Below are 21,206 nucleotides of genomic sequence, written 5' to 3' on the forward strand. Positions count from 1 at the left end.
CGGAGCGGCAGTGACCTCATTCCCCTGGCCGGTCGGGGCGGCGACCGGCATCGGTTCCCTGCCCGGCACCGACATCGCCGAAGCGCAGCGCATCGTGCTCGGCGAGCTCCCCGACCTGCCGCACCTGCCCGAGCTGCCCGCGCGGGGGCCCGGGGCCGACATGATCGGGCGCGGGGGCACGTTCCTGCCGGAGATCCCGATCGAGCTGTACGCCGCGCGGTGGCGCGTCGCCGCCCGGCCCGGCCACGACCTGCGCGTCGCGCGCGACCTGCTCGAACGCGACCTGGACACGATGACGGAGCAGGCGGGCGCGTACACCGGGACCTTCAAGGTGCAGGTGCCCGGGCCGTGGACGCTCGCGACGTCGCTGGCCCTGCCCATCGGCGGCCAGGTGCTGCGTGACCCCGGCGCGACGCGCGACCTCGCGGGGTCGCTGGCCGAAGGCGTGCGCGCGCACATCGCCGAGGTTCAGGCCCGGCTCCCGCACGCGACCGTGCTGCTGCAGATCGACGAGCCGTCGCTGCCGGCCGTGCTGGCCGGGCGCGTGCCGACCGAGAGCGGGTTCGGCACGCTGCGATCCGTGGACCCTTCGCTCGCCCGGTCGGCGTTGTCGGGGGTCATCACTGCGGCCGGAGTCCCGGTCGTCGTGCATTGCTGCGCTGCGGCGGTACCGCTGACGCTGCTTCGAGAGGCGGGTGCCGTCGCGGTGGCCGTCGACCTGTCGCTGGTGCGTGACCTCGACACGCTCGGCGAGCTGCTGGACGCCGGGATGGGCCTGCTGGCCGGGGTGTCCGGGGACTCGGCCGAGGCGCTGGCCAGCCAGGTCCGTGACCTGTGGCGCAAGCTCGGCTTCCCGCTGAAGTCCCTGCCCGCGCAGGTGGTCGTGACGCCGCCGTGCGGGCTGGCCGGCGAGGCCAAGGTGACGGCTGCGCTCACGGCGATCCGCGAGGCCGGCCGGCGTCTGACGGCTGACCTGGACTGACGCGGTTTTTGTCGTACCCCCGGAGTAAATTCTCAGCCATGACCGACGCTGAGTCCGAACCGACCGTCGAGGCGCGTGAGCGGCACGCGGAGCTGGCCCGTGAGCTGGACGAGCACCAGTACCGCTACTACGTGCTCCAGTCGCCCGCGGTGGATGACTCGGTCTACGACACGCTCATGCGCGAGCTCGAGGCGATCGAGCAGCAGTACCCGGCGCTGCTCACCCCGGACTCGCCGAGCCAGCGGGTCGGGGGCACGTTCTCGACCGAGTTCGCCTCCGTCGACCACCGCGAGCGCATGCTCAGCCTCGACAACGCCTTGAACGAGCCGGCGCTGGAGGCCTGGGCGGAGCGGGTCGAGCGGGACGCGGGGAGCCCACCGCGATACCTGTGCGAGCTCAAGATCGACGGGCTGGCGCTGAACCTGACGTACGAGCAGGGGCGGCTCACCCGGGCCGCGACCCGCGGCGACGGGCGCACCGGCGAGGACATCACGCTCAACGCGCGCACGATCCGCGAGATCCCCGAGCAGCTGGCCGGCGACAACGTGCCCGACCTGCTCGAGGTGCGCGGCGAGGTGTTCTTCACGCTGGAGGGCTTCCAGGAGGTCAACGCGGCCCAGGTGGCCGCGGGGGAGCGGCCCTTCGCCAACCCGCGCAACGCGGCCAGCGGGAGCCTGCGCCAGAAGGACCCGCACATCACCGCGGGCCGGCCGATGCGGATGCTGGTGCACGGGTTCGGGGCCCGGGAGGGGTTCAACCCGGCCAGCCAGTCCGAGGCCTACGAGCTCATGCACGCGTGGGGGCTGCCGACCTCGACCCGATACCGGGTGTGCGAGGACATGGCGGGGGTGCAGGCGTACATCGCGGAGTACGGGGAGCGGCGGCACAAGCTCGAGCACGAGATCGACGGCGTGGTCGTGAAGATCGACCAGATGTCGATCCAGCGCCGGCTCGGCTCGACGAGCAAGGCGCCGCGGTGGGCGATCGCGTTCAAGTACCCGCCCGAGGAGGCGATGACCAAGCTCCTCGACATCCAGGTCAACGTCGGTCGGACCGGGCGCGTCACACCGTTCGCGGTCATGGAGCCGGTGTTCGTCGGCGGCGTGACCGTGCGCCAGGCAACCCTGCACAACGCCCAGGAGGTCGTGCGCAAGGGCGTGCTCATCGGCGACACCGTGGTCATCCGCCGCGCCGGCGAGGTGATCCCGGAGGTCCTCGGCCCGGTCGTGGACCGCCGCGACGGCTCCGAGCAGGCGTTCGTGATGCCGGTGCAGTGTCCCTCGTGCGGTACGACGCTCGCCCCGGGCAAGGAGGGCGACGTTGACATCCGCTGCCCCAACACCCAGTTCTGCCCGGCCCAGCTGCGCGAACGGCTCTACGGCCTGGCGCACCGCAGCGCGCTCGACATCGAGGCGCTCGGCTGGGAGGCGGCCGCGGCGCTGCTCGAGTCGGTGATCCCCAACGAGAGCGAGCTCTTCGACGTCGACGCCGAGCGCCTCGCCAAGTCCCCGTTCTTCGTCAACATGAACGGCGCCCTGGGCACCAACGCGGTCAACCTGCTGGCCAACCTCGAGGAGGTCAAGCAGCGGCCGCTCTGGCGGGTGCTCGTGGCGCTGTCGATCCGCCACGTCGGGCCGACCGCCGCGCAGGCCCTCGCCAACTCCCTCGGCTCCATGGAGGCGATCGCCAACGCCACCACCGAGGAGCTCGTCGCCGTCGAGGGCGTGGGCCCGACGATCGCCCGCGCCGTGCACGAGTGGTTCACGGTCGAGTGGCACCGCGCGTGGGTCGACCGCTGGGCCGCGGCCGGCGTCCGCATGGTCGAGGAGCGCGCCGACACCGGCCCGCGCCCGCTCGAGGGCGTGACGGTTGTGGTGACGGGGTCGCTGGAGCGGTACTCGCGGGACCAGGCCACCGAGGCCGTGACCTCGCGCGGCGGCAAGGTCTCCGGCTCCGTGTCGAAGAAGACGGCCTTCGTGGTCGTGGGCGAGTCGCCGGGCTCGAAGGCGGAGAAGGCGGCGGCGCTGAAGGTACCGATCCTGGACGAGGACGCCTTCGAGATCCTGCTCAGCGAGGGCCCGGACGCGGCGCGCGCGGCGGCGCAACCGCCGGACGAGGAGGCGATCGCGGAGGCCGAGGCTGCGGACAAGGCGGCCGCGGCGGAGAAGGCGGAGGCCGCCGCGGCGGAGTAGGGCCGGCGGAGTCGAAGCGAAGGAGTAGGTCCGGGAGGAGTCCGCGTCCGGCGCCGCGGACAAGCCCGAGGCTGTGGGCCGTGCGAGGCGGCGGAGTGGGCCGGGAGGAGTCCGCGTCCGGCGCCGCAGAGAAGTCCGAGGCTGTGGGCCGTGCGAGGCGGCGGAGTGGGCCGGGAGGAGTCCGCGTCCGGCGCCGCGGACAAGCCCGAGGCCGCGGGCCGAGGCGAGGCGGCGGAGTAGGCCGGGTGGAGTCCGAGGCGGCCGGGGTGTAGGTCGGCGAAGCCTGTCCGCCGCGGTGGGGCAGGCCGGGTGGAGTCCGAGGCCGCGGCGGGGGTGGGCCGGCGGAGGCTGCGGCGAAAGCGAGGCGGCCGCGGCGGGTCGGGTCGGGTCGGCGGTAGCGGCCACGGAAGGCGCGGATCGCCGTCTCCGTCGTGGTTTGTTCTGGCGGTCGGACTTCCACCCAGGTGAGATACCCATGCTCGTGGCGGGGCGCGGCGGCGAGATGCCGCAGGCACCGAGACTGGGTCGGCGCGGCCGTGATGGGATTCCGCGCCATCGGCATCGGGTCAGTTGGCGGCTGAATATGAGCGGCGCGTGGCGGGCCGGCCGCGTCCGGTGTTGCGAAGAACGGTGCCTGCGTGGAAGGAGAAAGCGCGGAGCGTAGCCGTCCCGGTATATGTCCGTAACCGTACCGGGGGTTACCGGTGTCAATGCAAAAGCGTGACGGAACGTCCGGCAGTCGTCACTCTGCACGGATATTCAAGCTGATCTGTCCATTGTGGGATCGCCCGGTCGGTTGATTAGGGGGTCGGTTCTGCATCGATTCGGCATCCTTTCCGGATACCTCCTGTGTTGAGGGTGCAGGCTCGCATGGCGTCCGAAACGTACGGCCGGCCCGGGGCAAGAACGCATGCGGCGGAGAGCGGGGAGCGGATGGAGCAGAGCGCGCTGCGCAACGTCGCGCCGCCTCGGCATCGTCATCGGTTCTTCGCGTACGTCGCGGTTGTCGTCGGGCTCGCGGCCCTGCTGCTCGTGGGCAGCGTGCTGCACGAGGGGCTCCGGGTCGACGCCGTGTTCTGGGTGTTCGCGGGCCTGGCCGTCGTGGCCGACACGCCGCCGTTCGTGCAAGGTTCGCGCGACGAGAGCATTCCCACCTTCCCGTCGGTGTGTTTCACCTTCGCCATTCTGATCGCGTACGGGTGTGCGCCCGCGGTCGCCGTGCAGCTCGTGGCCGTCTTGGTCGCCGCGGTGTGGCTCAAGCACACGTTCTGGCGGGCCGCTTTCAACGCCGCGCAGTACATGCTGTCGTTCCTGGCCGCGGGTCTCCTGCTGCCCGAACGGTCGGGCGGGGACGCCCACCAACTGTTGCGCGCCGACCGGATCGGCTGGGTGCTCGCCGCCGCGGTGACGTGGTTCGTCGTGAACAACCTGCTCGTGTCCACGGCCCTGTGGCTGCGCTTCGGGGGGCGCTGGTGGACGGTGTTCATGCGGGCGGTGCGCAACGACGCGCTGCCGAATGGGGCGCTGCTGCTCTCCGCGCCCGGGTTGGTCGCGGCGGCGCACGTCGACGCTCTCCTGGTACCGCTGGCGCTGCTTTCGCTTTTTGCCGTTCGGCGCATGATGAAGCTCGCCGCCCAGCGGGCGCGGGCCGGGCGCCTGGACCCGCTGACGGGACTGCCCAACCGCAAGGCCCTGGAGCGCGAGGTCGCGGCGCGGCTGCAGGAGCACGCCGAGCGGGCCGAGGGCGGCGCGGCCGAGCGGCGCCTCGCCCTGCTGCTGCTCGATCTCGACGCGTTCAAGCAGGTCAACGACGCGCTCGGGCACCGGGTCGGGGACCGGCTGCTGGTGGAGGTCGGGGAGCGGCTCACCGCGGCCGCGCGGGCGTCCGGGGCCGACAACCTGGTCGGGCGGCTCGGGGGCGACGAGTTCGCGGTGGTCGTGCCGCACCTGCGCGACACCGCCGACGCGCGCCGGGTCGCCGCGGAGATCATGTGCGCGCTGTCCGAGCCGGTGCTGCTGGACGGGCTGCCGATCGACGTGGGCGCGTCGGTGGGCGTCGCGGTGTACCCGGAGCACGGCACGGACTTCGCCGAGCTCATGCGCCACGCCGACGTCGCGATGTACGACGCCAAGGGCCGCGGCGACAACCTCGCCGTCTACGCGCCCGAGTCCGACCACAACACCCCGGAGCGGCTCAGCCTGCTCGCCGACCTGCGCAAGGCGCTGGAGTCCGGGCCCGAGGGCGGCATCGAGCTGTACTACCAGCCGCAGGTCGAGCTCGCGACCGGCACGGTCGTCGGCGTCGAGGCGCTGCTGCGCTGGCGGCATCCGCGGCGCGGGCCGATCGACCCGGAGGAGCTGATCCGGGTCGCCGAGCACAGCCCGGTGATGCGGCTGCTCACCCTGCGGGTCGTCGACGAGGCGATTGGGCAGCTCGCGGCGTGGCGCGCGACCGCGCCCGCGGCCGAGGGCGTGCGCGTCGCGGTGAACGTGAGCGTGCGGGACCTGCACACCGGCGAGATCGCCGACCGGATCGCGGGGCGGCTGGCGCAGATGTCGGTCGACCCGTCCCGGCTGGAGCTGGAGATCACCGAGAGCGCGCTGATGGCCGACCCGCGCCGGGTGCTGACCACGCTGGCGCGGCTGAAGAAGCTCGGGGTCGCGATCGCGCTGGACGACTTCGGGACCGGGTACTCCTCGATGCTCCACCTGCGCCGCCTGCCACTCGCCGAGGTGAAGATCGACCGCTCGTTCGTGCTCGGCGTGGCCACGGACCCGGACGACGCGGCGATCGTGCACTCCATGATCAACCTGGCCCGGGCGCTGGGGCTGCGCGTCGTCGCGGAGGGTGTCGAGGACGAGCGCACGTGGCGGATGCTGGTGGAGGCCGGCTGCGACGTCGCGCAGGGCTGGTACTTCGCCCGCCCGATGCCCCCGGACCGCCTGCTGGACTGGCTGTCCAAGACTGCCGCACGGCCCGTCTTCACCACGAAATAGACTCGTCGGGTTGACGCGGGCATGTAACGCTGCGTCCAAGCCGACGACCTGAAGGAGAAGCGCGCCGATGGCCACGATTTCCCGCGAGGAGGTAGCGCATCTCGCGCGCCTCGCGCGGCTTGCCGTCACCGATGAAGAACTCGACACCTTCGCCGGCCAGCTCGACGTGATCCTGCAGGCCGTCGCCCAGGTGGGTGAGGTCGCCGCCGCCGACGTGCCGCCGACGTCGCACTCCGTGCCGCTGACGAATGTGTACCGCGACGACGTCGTCGTTCCCGGCCTGCTGCGCGAGGACGCGCTCGCCGGCGCGCCGGACGCCGAGGAGAACCGCTTCCGCGTCCCGCGGATCCTGGACGAGGAGGCCTGAGCCGTGAGTGACCTGACGAAGCTGTCCGCCGCCGAGCTCGGCCGCCGCCTGGACGCCAAGGAGGTCTCGGCCGTCGAGGTCGCGACCGCGCACCTGGAGCGCATCGACGCCGTCGAGGACAAGGTCCACGCGTTCCTGCACGTCGACCGCGAGGGCGCGCTCGAGGCCGCCCGCGCCACCGACGACCGCCGGGCCAAGGGCGCCGCGCTCGGCCCGCTCGACGGCGTGCCGATCGGCGTCAAGGACGTCATCACGACGCGCGGCGTGCCCACGACCGCGGGCTCGAAGATCCTCGAGGGCTGGCGCCCGCCGTACGACGCGACGATCATGACGCGCCTGCGCGAGGCCGGGCTCGTGATGGTCGGCAAGACCAACATGGACGAGTTCGCGATGGGCTCCTCGACGGAGTACAGCGCCTACGGCCCGACGTACAACCCCTGGGACACGACGCGCATCCCGGGCGGCTCCGGCGGTGGCTCCGCGGCCGCGGTGGCCGCGTTCGAGGCGCCGCTGGCCATCGGCACGGACACGGGCGGCTCGATCCGCCAGCCGGCCGCCGTCACCGGCACCGTGGGCGCCAAGCCGACATATGGCGGCACGTCGCGGTACGGCCTCATCGCCTTCTCCTCGTCCCTCGACACCCCGGGCCCCTGCGCCCGGACCGTGGAGGACGCGGCGCTGCTGCACGCCGTCATCGGCGGCCACGACCCGCGCGACTCGACCTCGATCCCGCAGCCGGTGCCCGACGTCGTCGCGGCGGCGCGCCTGGGCGCGACGGGCGACCTGAGCGGCGTGCGCCTGGGCCTGGTGAAGGAGTTCGCGGGCGAGGGCGCCGAGCCCGGGGTCGCCGCGGCGTACCGCGAGTCGGTCGACGCCCTGGTCAAGCTGGGCGCGGAGATCGTCGAGGTGTCGTGCCCGAGCTTCAAGTTCGCGCTGCCGGCCTACTACCTGATCGCCCCGAGCGAGTGCTCGTCCAACCTGGCGCGCTTCGACGGCGTGCGCTACGGCCTGCGCACCGGCGACGACGGCAAGCACTCGCTGGAAGAGGTGATGTCGCTCACGCGCGACGCGGGCTTCGGCCCGGAGGTCAAGCGGCGCATCATCCTCGGCACGTACGCGCTGTCGGCGGGGTACTACGACGCCTACTACGGCCAGGCGCAGAAGGTGCGCACGCTGATCACGCGCGACTTCACCGCCGCGTTCCAGGTCGCCGACGTGCTCATCGCACCGACCACGCCGTTCGTGGCGTTCCCGCTCGGCTCGCGCACGTCGGACCCGTACCAGATGTACCTCGCGGACCTGTACACGATCCCGTCGAACCTCTACGGCGGGCCGGCCATCTCGGTGCCGTCTGGGCTCTCGGAGGGGCTGCCGGTCGGGCTGCAGATCATGGCGCCGACGATGGCCGACGACCGGATGTACCGGGTGGCGGCCGCGCTGGAGTCAGCGCTGCCGCCACTCACACCACCGGTGTTGTGACCGCGGCCGGATCAGCCCCGGCTGCCCTGGCGCCACGAGAACGGGCCGGGCAGGTCAACGCGGTTCTTCTTGCTGCGCGAGTTCCACGACCAGGGGCCCAGCTTGAAGCTCCACGAGGAGAACCCCTCCTGCGTGAAGTGGAAAATGAACGGGCCGAACCTCTTGCTCTTCCGAAACTGCACCGGCATGACGTCGCTCCTTCCAGGTGTGCGATGGATACCCAATGTCGTGCGTGGATACACAAGGCTGAAAGCAGGCACTGACAATGAGCACCGTGACGCACATGTCGTACGAGGAGGCGGTGGCCGCGTTCGAGCCGGTCATCGGCCTGGAGACGCACGTCGAGCTCGGCACCAACACCAAAATGTTCTGCGGCTGCCCGACCGCGTTCGGCGCCGAGCCCAACACCCAGGTCTGCCCGGTCTGCCTCGGTCTGCCCGGCGCCCTGCCGGTCGCCAACCGTGCCGCGATCGAGGCCACGATCCGCATCGGGCTCGCGCTGAACTGCTCGATCGCGCCGTGGGGCCGCTTCGCGCGCAAGAACTACTTCTACCCGGACATGCCGAAGAACTTCCAGATCAGCCAGTACGACGAGCCGCTCTGCGTGGAGGGGTACCTCGACGTGGAGATCGACGGCGAGCTCGTGCGCATCGGCATCGAGCGCGTGCACCTCGAGGAGGACACGGGCAAGACGCTGCACGTCGGCGGCGCGACCGGGCGCATCCACGGCGCGACCGAGTCCCTCGTGGACTACAACCGCGCCGGCATCCCGCTCGTGGAGATCGTGACGAAGCCGGTCCCGGGCACGGGCGCCCGCGCGCCGGAGATCGCCCGCGCGTACGTCACCGAGCTGCGCGACGTCATCCGCACCCTGGACGTCTCCGACGTGCGCATGGAGCAGGGCTCGATGCGCTGCGACGTGAACACCTCGCTCAACCGCCCGGGCGCGGAGTGGGGTACCCGCACAGAGACGAAGAACGTCAACTCCCTGCGCAGCGTCGAGCGCGCCGTGCGCTCGGAGATCATCCGCCAGGCGGGCGTCCTCACCGACGGCGGCAAGATCATCCAGGAGACGCGCCACTTCCACGAGGACACCGGCGACACGACCTCCGGCCGCAGCAAGGAGACGGCGACGGACTACCGGTACTTCCCGGAGCCCGACCTCGTCCCCCTCGCCCCGTCCGCCGAGTGGATCGAGGAGCTGCGCGCCGCCCTGCCCGAGCTCCCGCGGGTGCGCCGCGAGCGCCTGCAGTCCGACTGGGGCTTCAGCGACCTCGACATGCAGTCGGTGATCAACGCCGGCGCCGTCGAGCTCATCGCCGCGACCGTCGAGGCGGGCGCGTCGGCCGCGTCCGCGCGCAAGTGGTGGCTCGGCGAGCTGGCCCGCCGCGCCAACGAGGCCGAGATCGAGCTCGAGGCCCTGGGCGTGACCCCGGCCGCGGTCGCGGAGCTGCAGGCCCTGGTCGACAGCGGAAAGATCAACGACAAGCTCGCGCGCGTCGTCCTGGAGGGCGTCATCGCGGGCGAGGGCGCGCCGGCCGAGGTCGTCGCCGCGCGCGGCCTGGAGGTCGTCTCGGACGAGGGCGCCCTGACCAAAGCCGTCGACGAGGCGATCGCCGCCAACCCCGACGTCGCGACGAAGGTGCGCGAGGGCAAGGTGGCGGCGGCGGGCGCCCTGGTGGGCGCGGTCATGAAGGCCACGGGCGGCAAGGCGGACGCCAAGACCGTGCGCGAGCTGATCATCGCGCGCCTGTCGTAGTTCTGGTTGTTTTTTGCTCGGGTCCGCGGCACTTGCGGACCGTTGCTCCCGCCAGACAAATGGGCGGTCCCTGAAGGCCTGCGGCCGGAGAGGGACCGCCCAGCCTGGTCCGCGGTGTCAAGGGCGGAAATGCGCCGCTGCGCGGCGCCTCAGCGAGGTCCGCGGTGTCAAGGGCGAGGTGCGCCGGTGCCCGGCGCGAAGTGCAAAGCACGCCGCTGCGCGGCGCCCAGCGTGGTCCGCGGCGCTAAGAGCAAAGCACGCCGCTGCGCGGCGCCTCAGCGAGGTCCGCGGTGCCAAGGGCGAGGTGCGCCGGTGCCCGGCGCGAGGGACGAAGCGCGCCGCTGCGCGGCGCCCAGCGTGGTCCGCGGCGCTAAGAGCAAAGCACGCCGCTGCGCGGCGCGGCCCGGGGCGCCAAGAGCAAAGCACGCCGCTGCGCGGCGCGGCCCGTGGCGTGAAGTGCGAAGCGCGTCGCCGCTCCGCGCGGCGGCTGGTTCGCGGCGCCGAAGACGACGTGCGGCGCCCTAGCCTGGCCCGCGGCGCCGGAGACGAGGCGCGCCGCCGCACGGCACCCCAGCTTGGTCGGCGGCGCCGAGGACGAAGCGCCCCACCGCCCTCGCCGAATCCGATTTATAACCCGACGCCGTATAAGTCCGAAAAGTCGCGGCGCGGAGCGCCCGACTTTTCGCTGCGCCGCCTGCTCCTACGACGGGGTCGGCGACGGAGACGGCGACGTCGAGACGGATGACGACGGGGTCGGAGTCGGGGCCGCCTTGGTGTCGGGCTGGACGATGTGGCGCTGGAGGGCCACCTCGGTCAGGCCGGTCCCGCCCACCTGGATGTCGTCGTAGGCGGAGAGGTGGCGGTCTTTGTCGAAGTACAAGATGGAAAGCGCCAATGGCAAGGGCTTCGTGCTCTCGAGGCCGCGCAGCCCCGCGCCGCCGGTCGAGCCCTCCACCATCAGCAGGGTGCGCTCCTGCAGGGCCTTGGCCGCCGCGGACGCCGACGGGGACGTCAGCGGGGCCGGCGCGGGCGCCGCGGGGTTCGGGTTGAGGCGCGCGACCGAGCGCTCGTGCCTGTGTCCGGCCAGCACCAGCGGGCACAGCCCGGCGAGCTGCTGGGCCGCGACCGGGTCGTGCACCATCGCGACGTCCACCGGCTTGGGGCTGCTGCGGATCTTCTCGGCGAGGATGTTGCCGGAGGTGACGACCTCCTGGTGCTGCTGCTCATTCGACTCGTCCGTCGACTTGTCCGGCGTGAAGCGGGGGTCGCCGATCCCGGCGAAGGTGAGCCCCTTGACCGTCACGATCGTGTCGTTGAGCACGGTGGCGTTGGGCTGCCGCGCGACCGCCGCCGCGGTGATCGCCGAGTCGTGGTTGCCGCGGACGTACAGGTACGGGACCTTGAGGTCGCCGATCACGTTGACGTAGGACGCCTCGGGCTCGCTGCCCCAGTCGTTGATGTCGCCGGTGTCGACGATGATGTCGATGTCGAACTGGTCCGCGACCGAGCGCACGACCCCCCAGGCCGCCGGGTTCAGGTGCAGGTCGGAGATGTGCAGCACCTTGGTCGTGCTCGTGTCCGGCTCGTACACGGGCAGCGCCGAGATCGTGCCGTAGAGCTTGCTGACGTTGAGCACCAGCTTCTGCAGCTGCGCGCGGTACTCCTCGTACCGGTTGGTGATCCGCTTCGCGTCGCCGATGATGGCCGGGGCGTTGACGAGCAGGCCGCGGTACGTCGGCTCCTGGATCGCCGCCGGCTTGAAGGTCAGCAGCGTCACCGCCCCGGTCGAGGCGAGCACCCCGATGACCACGAGGCCCGCGACCGCCGTCTCGCGCCTTGCCCGGAACACCAGCCCGGCCAGGATCATCGCGCCGAGCAGCCCGCAGCCGGCGGTCTGCAGCGCCAGGCGCCGCACGCCGAGGTTGAGCTGGTCCACCGCGTCGTGGCTGATCTGCTCGAGGTTGCCGGTCTTGGCCGCGAACGCGCGGGTGCGCGCCTCGTCCAGCGACTCCAGCCGGATGCGCAGGTGCGCGGGGCCGTCGTGGCTGTCCAGCTCCAGCGAGCCCAGCGGCGGGATCTCCACCGAGGTGTCGCCGTTCCACGACGGGGCGAGCGAGAGCTGCGCGCGGAAGGGCCCGATGTCCTGCGTCGTGGTGCCGCCCAGGGCGACGCCGATGAGCATGCCGACGATCGCCACCGCGCCCACGAGCAGCCAGCGGGCGACCCGGCGCAGGCGCGGGTGCCGCGGCGCCCGGGCGCGACCGCTCGCGGGCCCCGACGGGTGCCGCCGGCGCCCGGCGGCCATGACGATCGCGCGGCGCCGGGCCCGTGAGGCGGCCAGCGCGGCGCGACGCCGGAACGGTGACCTCAACTCTTGCCGGCCTCGCCGACGTCGCTGATCACCAGGCGCAGGAGCATGTCGTCGTCCGCCTTCGGCTCACCCCGGCCGTCCTTGTTCGACGTGGAGATCCACAGGCTGCCGTCGGGCGCCACCGCGGCCGCGCGCAGCCGGCCGTACTTGTCCTGCAGCAGCGGCGCGGGCGCGCCCAGGAGGGTGCCGGAGTCGGTGACCTGCATGACCCACATCCGCTGCCCCTTGAGGCAGGAGGTCACCAGGTAGCCGCTGAGGTAGGCCAGGCCCGCGCACGAGGCGTCGGCGGTCTTCCAGGTCTGGATCGGGTTGGTGTACTTCGGGTCGCTTCCGCGCCCCTCCACCGCCGGCCACCCGTAGTTCTTCCCGGCCTCGATCACGTTGAGCTCGTCGGCATCGCTGGCCCCGTACTCCATCGCGTACATGCGCTGGTTCTTGTCCCACGCGAACCCTTGCACGTTGCGATGTCCGTAGCTGTACACGGCGGTTCCGAACGGGTTACCGGGCGCCGGCTTCCCGTCCGTCTGGATCCGAAGGATCTTGCCGCCCAGGCTGGTCAGGTCCTGCGCGGTCTCGGGCTTGTCGCCGTCGCCGGTCGCCACGTACAGGAACCCGTCCGGGCCGAAGCGCAGCTGGCCGCCGTCGTGGACGTTGCCCCTGGGGATACCGGTCAGGATCGGCACCGGCGCCTGCCCGAGCGTCAGCTTGGCAACGCGGTTGTCGTCCTGGGTGGTGTAGTACACAAAGACCGTTTTATCCGTGTCGTACTGCGGCGAAACCGCGATCCCCAGCAGCCCGCCCTCGCCCCCGGGCACCGCCGCGTCGATCTTCTGCAGCTCCGCGACCATCATCCCGTCGGACGTGGTCTCCTTGCCGACCTTGAGCAGCCGCTTCGTGTCGCGCTCGGTCACCAGCGCGGAGCCGTCCGGCAGGAAGGCGATGCCCCACGGCACCGCGAGCCCCTTGGCCAGCACGGTCACCGACACCTCGGCCCCGCCCTCGTCGCTCCCGCCCGAGCGCGAAGGCGACGGGTACGGCGACATCTTCGGCGGCGACCCGAGCTCATCCGGCGGCGGCGGCCCGAACGAACAGCCCCCGAGGGCCAGGGCGGCCACGGCCGCGCAGAAGGCGGCGAGGCTCCGGCCGGCAGGCCGGCCAGCGAAACGGTGCGTCCGGGCGCTCACCGGGCCAAGCGTAGCGTTGCCGCCTGGGAGCCACCTTTTACCACCGAACTTCCACCAGCGTGCCGTCGAGTGAGCTCACCCGGGGCCTGCCGGAGCCATCGACCGCTCCGCTTTACTGTCGCCTTCGCCTACCGGCCTCATCACCGGCCGGTGCGTTTCCTGGCCGCCTCCTCGCGGCGTTTTGTCCCTGCCGCGCGGGCCTGCATCATCGACCGCATGGTGAAGATCTGGGTCGCCCACGAGTTCGGCGCGGACCTCGTCCGGGCCGCGACCGCGCGGGACGAGGTGCTCGTCGAGGTCATGCCGGCGCCGGGGGAGATGCCGTCGGACCCGGGCGACGTGCTCTTCTGGGTGCCGCCGTTCCTGGCCAAGCCCGAGGTCACCGTGCTCACCCGGCAGATGCCGCGGCTCGAGGTCATCCAGCTGCTGAGCGCAGGCGCGGACGCGTGGACGGGGCGGGTGCCCGACGGGGTGACGCTCTGCGATGCGCGCGGCGTGCACGACTCCTCGACCGCCGAGTGGGTCGTCGGCGCGATCCTGGCGTGCGTGCGCGAGTTCCCGTCGTTCGCGCGGGCGCAGGAGCGGGGCGAGTGGACGTACCGCCGCACGGACGAGCTCGCCGGCAAGCGCGTGCTGATCGTCGGGGCCGGCTCCATCGGCCGCGCGACCGAGGCGCGGCTGGCCCCGTTCGACGTCGAGGTGACCCGGGTCGCGCGGCGCCCGCGCGCGGGCGTGCACGGCGTGGAGGAGCTGCCGCGACTGCTGCCGGACGCCGACGTGGTCGTGCTGCTGGTACCGCTCACGCCGGAGACCCGCGGCCTCGTCTCGACCGGGTTCCTCTCGCACCTGTCCGACGGGGCCCTGCTCGTCAACGCCGCCCGGGGTCCGGTGGTCGACACCGAGGCGGTGACCGCGGCCGCGCGTACCGGCCGCATCTCCTTCGCCACCGACGTCACCGACCCCGAGCCGCTGCCGCCCGACCACGAGCTGTGGCGCCTTCCGAACGTCTTCATCACGCCGCACGTGGCCGGCTCGGTGCCGGGACTGTGGCGCCGGGGGTACGCCCTCGCCGCCGACCAGCTGCGCCGCGTCCTCGCGAACGAACCCCTCGACAACGTGGTGACCGACGGCTACTGACGCGTCGGACGTGCCCGGGCGGCTACTTGGCCGGCTGCGCGCTGTCCTCGGCGTCGTCCTCGCGCAGCGCGTCCGCCTCCGCGCCGTCCGTGGTCTCGGCGTCGGCGGGGCGGTCGGTCTCGAGGGGCTGGCCGCTGGCCTGGATCAGGCGCGGTACGTCCGCGGGGCGCACGGCGTCCAGGGGCACCAGGTGGCCGTTGGCCAGGCGCGCCTGCACCGAGTCGCCGTCGATGACCAGGCCGTCCACCGCGGCCCACTGGACGGTCCGGCTCCCGAACAGGGCGCGCACCGTGAAGCCGCGCTCGTTGACATCGGTCCCGGCCCGCCAGGCCCAGATGGCGACGGCGAGCGGCACCAGAAGTACCAGCAGAAACCAGACACTTTCGGCGAGCAGCGGAACGCCGCCGATCACGGTGATGGCCGCCGCCACGGCGAGTGCTGCGCTGCGCCGGAACTTGACCTTGACCTGGTTGCTCACGCTGCCATCCTCCCACCTTTCGAGGAACTGCCTCCGCGCGCCCGGGCGGGCATACTGAGCGCCGTGGGGGATGAGAACGGCCGCGCTTCGCCGTCACCGGCGGCCGGGGTTACGCTCGGTGCCGTGCTTGACGAGATCGCGACCGGCCGGGGGGCTCGTCGGGCGATCCGCGGCGATATGTCCGGACTTGCGGGAGGCTGCCCATGGCGGGAGGGCAGGACATGACGACCACTTTCCGCCGGGACGCGCCCGTGCAGTGGGCCGAGGGCATCAAACGCAGCAAGCGGGTCGCGGTGCGCCCGACCGGCCTCGTCGCGGCCGTACTGCTGGCCGCCTCGGTGCTGGTCGCGCTGGCCGTGGCCGGCTGGGGGATCAAGGAGCTGAGCATCCTGTTCGGCGCCGCGGCGATCGTGGCGCTCGCCGGTGTGGTGGTGCTCACGCTGCGCGGCTTCCCGCTCTTCGCGATCCTGACCGTCGTCGCGGGCGCCGTCGCCTGGGGTGCGGCCACGCGCGGTCGCCTGCCGGACGGCTGGTTCGACATTGGCGGCGTTCTTGGCTTTATCGGGATCAATCTCGCTTATGTGGTACCACTGGCAGGTTCCTTTCTTTCTGCTCTTCTTCTTGATGCGCGTCGGGTGTCGCGGCTGTCGATCGACGAGGCCGTGAGCGGGCGCCGCTGGTGGGGCAAGCCCGATGACACGCTCCCGCGCCTGAAGGAGCTCGAGGCGATCCCGAGCGCCCGCTTCTTCGCGCTGGGCGAGGGTGGCTGCACGCATCTCGTGTCGGCCGGGCGCCGCGTCGCGCTGTTCCTGCCGACGGTCTGGCCGCACGGCGAGTTCACGATGGACGCCGCGGGGCAGGTGCTGCGCGGCGGCCGCCTGTTCGTGCCCGGCTCGGAGGACGTCGACGGCCTCGCCGCGGAGGTGCACACCTGGCGCGAGCAGCTGGCCAAGGTCGGGGGTTCGGTGCGGGGGTACCTCGTGGTCGCCCCCTCCCGCGGCGACGTCTCCGAGGACCTGGTGATCTCCGTCGCGCCCGGCGAGCACCTGCACCTCGTCCATTCCCACGAGATGGCGGACGCGGCCGGGCGCTGGCTGGCGGCCGAGCCGTACCGCGTCGATCTCCACGTCATGGAGCGGCTCCTCGTCCTCGCGGCGGGCAACGAGCTGCCGGAGCCCCTGCCGCTGCCGCGCACCTTCGCCCGCGAGGCGAGCGCGCCGCCCGAGGAGCGCCCGGCCGCCACGTCACCGACGGACGCGGCCTTCGCCGCCGCGGCATCCTCGCCGCCGGCGTCGTCCGCGCCTCCGGGCCCTCCGGCCGTGCTCGGAGGCGTCGGGGAGCCCGCCGCCCCGCCCTCGACCTGGCGCCCGGGCAACGGCGCGATGCGCGCCCGGCTGAGCCGCCTGACGAAGGGCGCCGCGACCCGGGGCGAGGCCGCGGCCGTCCCCGATCTTGACGGCGCGGAGGCGGCCTTCCACGCCGACCCCGATCTGGACGGCGCGGAGGCGGCCTTCCACGCCGACGCCGATGCGGACCGCACGTCCCGGTTCGATCGCGACCCGAGCCGCGCTTCCCGCTTCGACCGGGACCAGCCCTCCGACGGGGCGTCCCGCTTCGACCGCGACTCGGACCGCACCTCCCGCTTCGACCAGGAACAGGCTCGCGGCGCGACGTCCCGCTTCGACCGCGACCCGGGCTCGGGCGCCTCATCCCGCCTTGACCGGGACGCGTCTCGTTCTGACCGAGCGTCCGACGCGCCTGCGCAGCGGAGCGACGATGCTCGCGGTGTGGACAACGACTCGTTCGGCGTCTCCTCGCGCGGTCGCGACCCGGATTTTGGTGATTCGTCCGGCTCCGCCCGCGATTCGGAGCCGAACGGTATGTCCCGCTTCAACCGTGACGGGAACATCGACAGCGCGAACGGCGCCCCGTCTCCCCTTGATCGCAACTCTGAGTCCGGCGGTGCATCTCGTTCGGACCGTACCCCTGACGCGTCCGCGCGGCGCAGTGAGGACGACGACGTGCGCGGTCATGACGAATCGGACAGTTCCTGGGAGGCTCGTTCGACCCGCGAGCTGGTCGGAAACTGGGACAACGACTCCGCCAGCCGGCTGGCGGCCTGGGCCGCGGAGGACACGTCCGAGCCCGGCTCCCGCGCGTCCGCGGCGCGGCGTTCCTGGTCCCCGATGGGCGGCGACACACCGGCCCCGGGCGAGCGTTTCCGCTGGTCGAGCGAGGACGACGACTTCCCGGCGACCGACGAGGCGGGCACTTCGCCCGAGACCGGCGCCGACTTCCAGCCGAGCCGCGCGGAGGCGTGGCGGGAGACGCCCGCCGCCGAGAACCGGGCTCCTGAAGCGGTGGCGGATTCCTGGCGGGAGTCGCGGGCATCTGAGCCGTCGTGGCGGGAGTCGCAGGCGTCCGAGCCGGCGGCGGAGTCGTGGCGTTCGTCGGAGCCGTCGCGGCATTCTTCGGGGCCGGCCGCTGAGCCGTCGTGGCGTGAGGGCCGGTCGGCTGAGCCTGTGGCGGAGTCGTGGCGTGAGGGCCGGTTGGCTGAGCCTGTGGCGGAGTCGTGGCGTGAGGGCCGGTTGGCTGAGCCTGTGGCGGAGTCGTGGCGTGAGGGCCGGTTGGCTGAGCCTGTGGCGGAGTCGTGGCGCGCGTCCGAGCCTGTGGCGGACCCGTCGTGGCGTTCGTCGGAGCCGGCGGCGGAGTCGTGGCGCGCGCCCGAGCCGGTGGCCGATTCGTGGCGGGAGAGCCGCGCGCCCGAGCCGGTGAATGAGCCGTCGTGGCGTGAGGCGCGGGCGCCCGAGCCGGTGGCCGACTCCTGGCGGGACGTTCGTGCGCCCGAGCCTGTGAGTGAGTCGTGGCGGGATGTTCGTGCGCCCGAGCCTGTGAGTGAGTCGTGGCGGGACGTTCGTGCGCCCGAGCCCGTCGATGAGTCGTGGCGGGAGCGTCGGGCTCCTGAGCCGGTGGCCGAGACCCGTGCGCCCCAGCCGGTTGATGATTGGCGCGCGTCCGGGCGGGAGCCTTGGGGTGCGGCGTCCGAGGGGGCACGGCGGCCCGCTGCGGAGTGGCCGCCGCCGGCGGCCGAGTCGGGGCAGCGTGCGGCTGAGCGGCCCTCGGTGGACTGGCTCTCGCCGGAGTCGTCTGGGCCTTCCGCGCCCGAGCGGCCCTCTGTCGAGTGGCGCTCGGCCACTGAGTCCCCCGCGTCCGAGCGGCCGTCCGTTGAGTGGCGCTCCGCGTCCGAGCGGCCTGGGGGCGACTGGCAGGGCGCGTCCGAGCGGGCATCGGTTGACAGGCGGTCCGCGTCCGAGCGGCCGAGCGTCGAGTGGCAGGCGGCGCCTGAGCGGCCGTCGGTTGAGTGGCAGGCGGCCTCCGAGCGGCCGAGCGTCGAGTGGCAGGCGGCGCCTGAGCGGCCGTCGGTTGAGTGGCAGGCGGCCTCCGAGCGGCCGAACGTCGAGTGGCAGACAGCGCCTGAGCGGCCGTCGGTTGAGCGGCAGGCGGCCTCCGAGCGGCCGTCGGTTGAGTGGCGGTCCGGGGGCGAGCGGGCTCCAAGTGATTGGCAGTCGGAGCCGGCGGCGCCCGCGCGGAATGACGGGCGGCCCTCCGTTGAGTGGCGTACTGCGCCCGAGCCCTCCGCGGCTGAGCGGCCGTCGGTGGAGTGGCGGTCTGCGGGTGAGGCCGTTGACGACGTGGCTCGGGATGGGCGGGGCTCGGAACAGGGCGCGCCTGGGGATCGGCGGCGGCGTCCGGAGCGGGCGGCCTTTGCCGGCAGTCTGTTCAACGGGGACACCCCTGAGCTCGAGGCCAAGCCCCTGGACCTGCGGCGGACCTGGGACTCCGATGCGGCCTCGCGGTCGATTCGGCGGCGGGATCGGTCGCAGTCGGCGGCTGAGGGTGATGACGATGGGACCGCGGGCTGGTCCGGCGGGGGTCAGGGCGTCGGAAGCCCGCAGCCTGAGGCCTTGGACCGCGGTGGGCGTGCTGCCGAGGCGTGGGAAGCCCAGGCGGACGGTCGTGGGCCGCAGGGGTTTGGCCGGGATGGGCGTACCACCGATGCGTGGGAGACCAGGTCCGAGGGCGCCGGCCGTGGTGGGCGGGGCGCCGGGGCTTGGGAGGCCCAGAGCGAGGGCGTCGGCGCGCATGCCGATGGAGGGCGTGACGCGAACGGACCCGCCGCAAGGTGGGCGGATGAGCCGAAGCCCGCTGCCGGGTGGGGCGACAGCCCCCAACCCGCGGCGGGGTGGGGCGAGAAGCCCGAGGCGGGCTGGGGCGAGAAGCCCGAGGCGGGCTGGGGCGAGAAGCCCGAGGCCGTGAGTGGACCGGCTGCAGGGCGGACGGACAGGCCCGCGGCCGCGAACGGATCGGCCGCAGGCTGGGCGGACCCGCCGCGGCCGTCAGCGGGGTGGGGGAACGAGCCCGACGCCGCGAACGGTGCGGCCGCCGGTGGGCGGGCGGACAAGCCCGCGTCCGAAGAGGCGTGGTGGGACGCTCCCGCGGCGGCTGGGCCCGCGGCCGTTGCCGAAGGCTCCGAGAAGGTCAAGAAGTCTCGGTGGGGGCGGAACAAAGACAAGGACAAGGACCAGGGCGCCCGTGGCGTCGAGGAGCACGGCAACGAGTGGGCGACCGAGGCGACCAGTCGCTGGGATCGTGGGGCCCCCCGAAGCGAAGAGCCGGCGCAGGCCCCCCGCAGCGCGCCGGCGCAGGCCCCCCGTGGCGGGGCGGCACAGGCGCCCGCGCCGCGGAACGAGGCGGCCCGCGGAGACGGGGAGCGCATCCCTGAGCAGCGCAAGCGTGAGCTCTCCGCGTTCGAGGACCTCGCGCCGCTCGAGCTCAACCTCGATGAGGAGCCCAAGGAGAAGACCCGGCGGTTCGGGCGCCGGAAGTGAACTGAGCGAGGGCGCCCGCCGGGAACGGCGGACGCCCTCGAGGGCTCAGATCGGGTACGCCGACAGCAGGTCCCGCACCTCGCCCGCGATGGTGTCCAGGGCCTCGTCGTCCGACTTCAGGGCGGCGTCCACGGCGCGCGAGATCCAGTTGGCCACCTGGGGCATCTGGGCCTCGGTCAGGCCGCGGGTCGTCAGGGCCGGCGTGCCCAGGCGGACGCCCGAAGGGTCGAAGGGCTTGCGCGTGTCGTACGGCACGGTGTTGTAGTTCGTCTCGATGCCCGCGCGGTCCAGGGCCTTCGCGACCGGCTTGCCGCCGATGCCCTTGCCGGTGAGGTCGAGCAGGATCAGGTGGTTGTCGGTGCCGCCCGACACCAGGTCGAAGCCGCGCTCGATGAGGGCTGTGGCCAGGGCGCGGGCGTTGGCGACGACCTGCTCGGCGTACACCCGGAAGGAAGGAAGCGCCGCCTCGCCCAGTGCGACCGCGATCGCCGCGGTGGTGTGGTTGTGCGGGCCGCCCTGCAGGCCCGGGAACACGGCCTTGTCGATCGCCTTGGCGTGCTCGGCGTCGCACATGAGCATCGCGCCGCGCGGGCCGCGGAGGGTCTTGTGCGTCGTGGTCGAGATGATGCCGGCGTGGCCGACCGGGGACGGGTGCGCGCCGCCCGCGATGAGGCCGGCGATGTGCGCGATGTCGGCGACCAGCACCGCGTCGACCTCGCGGGCGATCTCGGCGAAGCGCGGGAAGTCGATCGTGCGCGGGATGGCCGTGCCGCCGGCGAAGATCAGGCGGGGGCGGGAGCGCAGGGCCAGGTCGCGGACCTCGTCGAAGTCGACGCGGCCGGTGTCGCGGCGGACGGTGTACTGCACCGGCTTGAACCACGCGCCCGTCGCCGAGACCGGCCAGCCGTGCGTGAGGTGCCCGCCCATCGGCAGCGCCATGCCCATGACGGTGTCGCCGGGCTTGGCCAGGGCCAGGTACACGGCGAGGTTCGCGGGCGAGCCCGAGTACGGCTGGACGTTGGCGTGCTCGACGCCGAACAGCGACTTCGCGCGCTCGATCGCCAGCTCCTCGATGGGGTCGATGAAGCGCTGGCCCTCGTAGTACCGCTTGCCGGGGTAGCCCTCGGAGTACTTGTTGGTCAGCACGGAGCCGGTCGCCTCGAGGACGGCCCGGGAGACGTAGTTCTCCGATGCGATCATCCGCAGGGTGTCGTGCTGGCGCTGGGTCTCGGCGCGGATCAGGTCGAACACCTGAGAGTCGTGCATGCACAGCCTCCTGATGCGACGGGGCACCCAGGCGCGCGGTGCCCGCGATCGGAAGCTCCCCGGTGGTCGGTTCCACCTTGATGTGCGCCAGTCGCGGTGACTGAC

13 protein-coding genes and 1 riboswitch are annotated in these 21,206 nt (G+C 72.9%); of the genes, 8 read left to right on the plus strand and 5 right to left on the minus strand.

Features of this window, described 5'->3' with window-relative positions; all coding sequences use genetic code 11:
• Positions 1-10 precede the first annotated feature (10 nt).
• From ACPPVO_RS07600 to gatA, 5 genes are all read left to right on the plus strand, one after another.
• Positions 11-982 (plus strand): methionine synthase, encoded by a 972-nt coding sequence (locus tag ACPPVO_RS07600; protein WP_426510541.1) that lies wholly within the window; start codon positions 11-13, stop codon positions 980-982.
• A gap of 38 nt (positions 983-1,020) precedes the next feature.
• The gene (gene ligA / locus ACPPVO_RS07605) at positions 1,021-3,174 is read left to right on the plus strand and encodes an NAD-dependent DNA ligase LigA (RefSeq protein ID WP_426510542.1); all 2,154 of its coding nucleotides are present in this window, start codon (positions 1,021-1,023) and stop codon (positions 3,172-3,174) included.
• Between the two features lie 933 nt (positions 3,175-4,107).
• On the plus strand, positions 4,108-6,171 hold the full coding sequence (locus ACPPVO_RS07610; RefSeq protein WP_426514565.1) for a putative bifunctional diguanylate cyclase/phosphodiesterase: 2,064 nt from the start codon (positions 4,108-4,110) through the stop codon (positions 6,169-6,171).
• Positions 6,172-6,238: 67 nt separating this feature from the next.
• Entirely contained in the window at positions 6,239-6,538 is a 300-nt protein-coding gene (gatC, locus tag ACPPVO_RS07615) for an Asp-tRNA(Asn)/Glu-tRNA(Gln) amidotransferase subunit GatC (RefSeq protein WP_426510543.1), read from the plus strand.
• 3 nt (positions 6,539-6,541) lie between these two features.
• Positions 6,542-8,017 carry an Asp-tRNA(Asn)/Glu-tRNA(Gln) amidotransferase subunit GatA gene (gene gatA / locus ACPPVO_RS07620; protein ID WP_426510544.1) on the plus strand — a complete coding sequence of 492 codons (1,476 nt, stop codon included), beginning with the start codon at positions 6,542-6,544 and terminating at the stop codon, positions 8,015-8,017.
• An 11-nt stretch (positions 8,018-8,028) separates the two neighbouring features.
• On the opposite strand, the gene ACPPVO_RS07625 is transcribed toward gatA, so the two are convergent.
• Complete coding sequence (locus ACPPVO_RS07625) at positions 8,029-8,205, minus strand: DUF4236 domain-containing protein (RefSeq protein WP_426510545.1); 177 nt, start codon at positions 8,203-8,205, stop codon at positions 8,029-8,031.
• A gap of 95 nt (positions 8,206-8,300) precedes the next feature.
• Between ACPPVO_RS07625 and gatB the strand changes: the two genes are divergently transcribed.
• Positions 8,301-9,776: an Asp-tRNA(Asn)/Glu-tRNA(Gln) amidotransferase subunit GatB gene (gatB, locus tag ACPPVO_RS07630; RefSeq protein WP_426514566.1), complete on the plus strand. Its 1,476-nt coding sequence runs from the start codon at positions 8,301-8,303 to the stop codon at positions 9,774-9,776.
• Positions 9,777-10,476: 700 nt separating this feature from the next.
• On the opposite strand, the gene ACPPVO_RS07635 is transcribed toward gatB, so the two are convergent.
• Both ACPPVO_RS07635 and ACPPVO_RS07640 read right to left on the minus strand, forming a co-directional pair.
• On the minus strand, positions 10,477-12,147 hold the full coding sequence (locus tag ACPPVO_RS07635) for a metallophosphoesterase family protein (RefSeq protein WP_426510547.1): 1,671 nt from the start codon (positions 12,145-12,147) through the stop codon (positions 10,477-10,479).
• Complete coding sequence (locus ACPPVO_RS07640; RefSeq protein WP_426510548.1) at positions 12,144-13,331, minus strand: PQQ-dependent sugar dehydrogenase; 1,188 nt, start codon at positions 13,329-13,331, stop codon at positions 12,144-12,146. The genes ACPPVO_RS07635 and ACPPVO_RS07640 overlap by 4 nt, the downstream gene beginning before the upstream one ends.
• A gap of 219 nt (positions 13,332-13,550) precedes the next feature.
• Here ACPPVO_RS07640 and ACPPVO_RS07645 point away from each other — a divergent pair, with 219 nt between their 5' ends.
• Positions 13,551-14,468, plus strand: coding sequence for a 2-hydroxyacid dehydrogenase (locus ACPPVO_RS07645; RefSeq protein WP_426514567.1), 918 nt, complete (start codon positions 13,551-13,553; stop codon positions 14,466-14,468).
• Positions 14,469-14,490: 22 nt separating this feature from the next.
• On the opposite strand, the gene ACPPVO_RS07650 is transcribed toward ACPPVO_RS07645, so the two are convergent.
• Positions 14,491-14,946, minus strand: coding sequence for a PH domain-containing protein (locus ACPPVO_RS07650; protein WP_426510549.1), 456 nt, complete (start codon positions 14,944-14,946; stop codon positions 14,491-14,493).
• Between the two features lie 338 nt (positions 14,947-15,284).
• Between ACPPVO_RS07650 and ACPPVO_RS07655 the strand changes: the two genes are divergently transcribed.
• Positions 15,285-19,835, plus strand: a complete 4,551-nt coding sequence (locus tag ACPPVO_RS07655) for a hypothetical protein (protein WP_426510550.1) — start codon at positions 15,285-15,287, stop codon at positions 19,833-19,835.
• 45 nt (positions 19,836-19,880) lie between these two features.
• Here the strand turns inward: ACPPVO_RS07655 and glyA are convergent, their stop codons facing one another.
• Positions 19,881-21,101: a serine hydroxymethyltransferase gene (glyA, locus tag ACPPVO_RS07660; protein WP_426510551.1), complete on the minus strand. Its 1,221-nt coding sequence runs from the start codon at positions 21,099-21,101 to the stop codon at positions 19,881-19,883.
• 18 nt (positions 21,102-21,119) lie between these two features.
• Positions 21,120-21,206, minus strand: a riboswitch (ZMP/ZTP riboswitch).

The organism is Dactylosporangium sp. McL0621 (assembly GCF_049995355.1).
Taxonomy (GTDB): Bacteria; Actinomycetota; Actinomycetes; order Mycobacteriales; family Micromonosporaceae; genus Dactylosporangium.